Source organism: Pseudoflavonifractor phocaeensis (genome assembly GCF_021531815.1).
Lineage (GTDB): Bacteria > Bacillota > Clostridia > Oscillospirales > Oscillospiraceae > Lawsonibacter > Lawsonibacter phocaeensis_A.
Map to the genome: position 1 here is coordinate 1 of NZ_JADYUM010000037.1, position 3,355 is coordinate 3,355.

Below are 3,355 nucleotides of genomic sequence, written 5' to 3' on the forward strand. Positions count from 1 at the left end.
CGCCCCATCAGGAGCGCTGGCCCCTCACCCCCATCCAACAGGGCATCTACGTCCAGTCCCACCTGGACCCCACGGGCAAGACCTACCACATGGCCGGGGCCTTCCGTCTGGGCATGGTCCCCGATATTCCCCGGCTGGAGGGCGCTTTCCAGGCCCTGGTGGCCCAGGAGCCCCTGCTGCGCACCGTCTTCGCCCCCGAGGCCGACGGCATCTTTGCCCGGGTCCTGCCCCAGGCGGACTTTACCTTGCCCATCTGCCGGGACTGCTCCCTGGAGGAGGCCGCCGCCCCTGTTCTGGCCCCCTTCGCCCTGGACCGGGCTCCCCTGCTCCGGGCCGCTCTCTGGGAGGAGGCCCCCGGCCGCTGGGTGCTGCTGCTGAACATCCACCACATCATCGGGGACGGTCTCACCACCCCCGTGCTTTTGGAGCGGCTGGACCGGCTCTACCGGGGCGAGGCCTTGCCCGCCCAGCCCCTGACCTATCTGGACTACGCCTGGCACCTGGCCCGGAAGGAGGCCGGGGACGGGCGGCTGGACTATTGGAAGGAGCGGCTGTCTTCCCTGCCCGAACCCCTGGAGCTGCCCGGCGACTTCACCCGGACCCGGGAGTTCGATTTCCGGGGCAAGACCATCGCCCACACCCTGAGTCCAGAGCTGTCCCGCGCCTGCGACGACTTCTGCGCCAAGCGGGGTGTCTCCCCCTATATGTTCTTCCTGGCCGCCTTCGGCCTGCTCCTCTCCCGCCTGTCGGGGAAGGAGGACCTGGTGGTGGGCGCGGCAGCGGCGGGCCGCCTCCTGCCCGAGACCCGGGCCATGTGCGGCCCCTTCATCAACACCCTGCCCCTGCGGCTGTCCCCCGCCCACGGCCAGACCGTGGACGACTACCTGGACCGGGTCCGGGACGAGGTCAACGGGATGCTGGACCACCAGCAGGTGGGCCTGGAGGAGATCGTCTCCGCCCTGGGCCTCAAGCGCACCCTGTCCCAGAGTCCCCTGTTCCAGGTCATCTTTTCCCAGCGCCCGGTCGACGCCGCCGGCTTCTCTTTGGGCGGCGCGCCCCTGGAGTACCTCCCCCTGCCCACCGGCACCGCCCGGATGGACCTGTGGGTGGAGCTGTCCCGGGAGGGCGGCTGCTACTCCTTCCACTTGGAATACGCCACCCAGCTGTTTCTGGACGAGACGGCCGCCTACTTCGGCCGCTGCCTAGAGGCCGTGGCCGCCGGTATAGTCCGGAGCGTCCACGCCGCCCTGGCCGACGTGGACGCCCTGTCTCCCCGGGACCGGATGGAACTGCTGGACATCCCCAACAACACGGTCTACCCCTTCCTGAACCTGCCCATCCCCGTCCAGTTTGCCCGCCAGCTGGCCCTGGACCCGGAGGCCCCCGCCGTCATCTTCCACGGCAAGGCCATCACCCGGCGGGAGCTGGACCGGCGGGCCTGCCAGATCGCCAACCTCCTGGCCCAGGCCGGAGCCCAGCCCGGCTGCCGGGTGGGCATCGCCCTGAGCCGGAACACCGACCTGGTGGCCGCGGTATTGGCCATCTGGAAGGTGGGCGGCGCCTACTCCCCCCTGCTGGCCCACTACCCGGAGCAGCGGCTCCAGTCCATGGTGGACACGGCGGGCATCTCCCACATCCTCTGTGACCCCAGGACCCGGGCCCAGCTGCCCCCCTCCCTGCCCGTCACCTTCGTCCCCATCGACCAGAGCGCCGGCGACACCTTCCAGGCCGTCCCCCTGAAGGAGACAGACCTGGCCGAGGTGCTGTTCACCTCCGGCTCCACCGGCAACCCCAAGGGGGTCATGCTGGTGTGGCGGTCCATCGCCAACATGGCCGGGGGCTTCCGGGAGATCCTGGAGCGGTCCGGCGGCCCCATTCTGTGCACCACCAACGTGGTCTTCGATATGTTCAACGGCGAGGTGGTCATTCCCCTGTCCATGGGCAAGACCATCGTCATGGCCGATGAGGAGGAGATGATGCTCCCCTGGAAGCTGGCCGAGCTCATTGAGCGGGACGGGATAAAGATCACCCAGTCCACCCCCTCCCGGGTGCAGATGTGGTTCTCCAACGAGGCCTTCTGCCGGGCGGCCCCCAATCTGGACCTGATGATCTACGGCGGCGAGGTGCTCACCCCCACCCTGCTGGAGAAGGCCCAGACCGCCGCCTGCAACTCGGTCCAGGTGAACATGTACGGCCCCACCGAGGGCACCGTGTATAATACCACCTGTCCGGCGGACTACCGCTCCCACATCAATGTGGGCTGGCCCATGCGGAACAACCGGGTCTATATCCTGGACGCCGACCAGAAGCCCGTGCTGCCCACCGCCGTGGGCGAGCTTTGGCTGGCCGGGGAGTGCGTCTCGGCGGGCTACATCTCCCGCCCCGACCTCACCGAGGCCGCCTTCCATCCCGATCCCTTCTTCCCCGGCGAGCGGATGTACCGCACCGGGGACATCGCCCGGCTGCGGCTGGACGGCTCCTACGACTTCCTGGGCCGCCGTGACGCCCAGGTGAAGCTGAACGGTCAGCGGGTGGAGCTGGACGAGATCAACGGCGCCCTGGTGTCCCAGGGCTGCGCCCTCCAGGCGGCCACCGTCCCCGTGCGGCGGGAGGACGGCTCCATGGAGCTGTTCACCTACTATATCCCCGCCCCGGACCGCCCCGATGACCACGAGATGCGCCAGCGCCTGGGCAAGGTGCTGCCCGCCTATATGATCCCCTCCCACCTGGAGGCCCTGGAGTCCATGCCCAGCACCCCCACGGGCAAGATCAACCTCCGGGCCCTGCGGGAGCGGGCGGAGGCCGGCGGGCAAAAAGCCCCCGAGACCTTCGCCGCCGTGGAGGCCCCCGCGGCCCCGGTTCCCCCGGTGGAGGCCGCTCCGGCCCCTCAGCCTGCCCCGGAACCGTCCAACCTCCAGTCGGCGCAGCCCCAGCCGGAACCCGTGCTATCCCGGCCTGCCGCTCCCGTTCCGGTGGCTGCGCCTGTGTGTGAACCTGCGCCCCAGACTGTCCCCGCTCCCATGCCTGAACCTCAACCGGAGCCCGCGCCCCAGCCCGTCTCCCCTGCGCAGGAAACGCTTCCCGGTTCTCTGGACTGGATCCTGGCCCTGTGGCGCCGGGTGCTGAACCGCCGGGACGTGGACCCCGACCGCTCCTTCTTCGAGCAGGGCGGGACCTCTCTGGCCGCTCTCAGCGTTCTGAGCTTCTATAACAACAGCCGTCTCACCCTGTCCCTGGCCCAATTCTATGAACAGCCCACCGCCCGGGGTCAGGCCGCCCTGCTCTGCCCCCAGAGCGCGGACCTTCAGGCCCATCCCGCTCCCACTCCCTCCCCTGCCCGTACCCTGGTGGTCTC

1 protein-coding gene is annotated in these 3,355 nt (G+C 69.6%); it reads left to right on the forward strand.

Going from position 1 to position 3,355, the window contains the following annotated elements:
- Window positions 1-3,355: non-ribosomal peptide synthetase (locus I6E42_RS12605; RefSeq protein ID WP_235372357.1), on the forward strand; the 3,355-nt coding region annotated here is incomplete at both ends.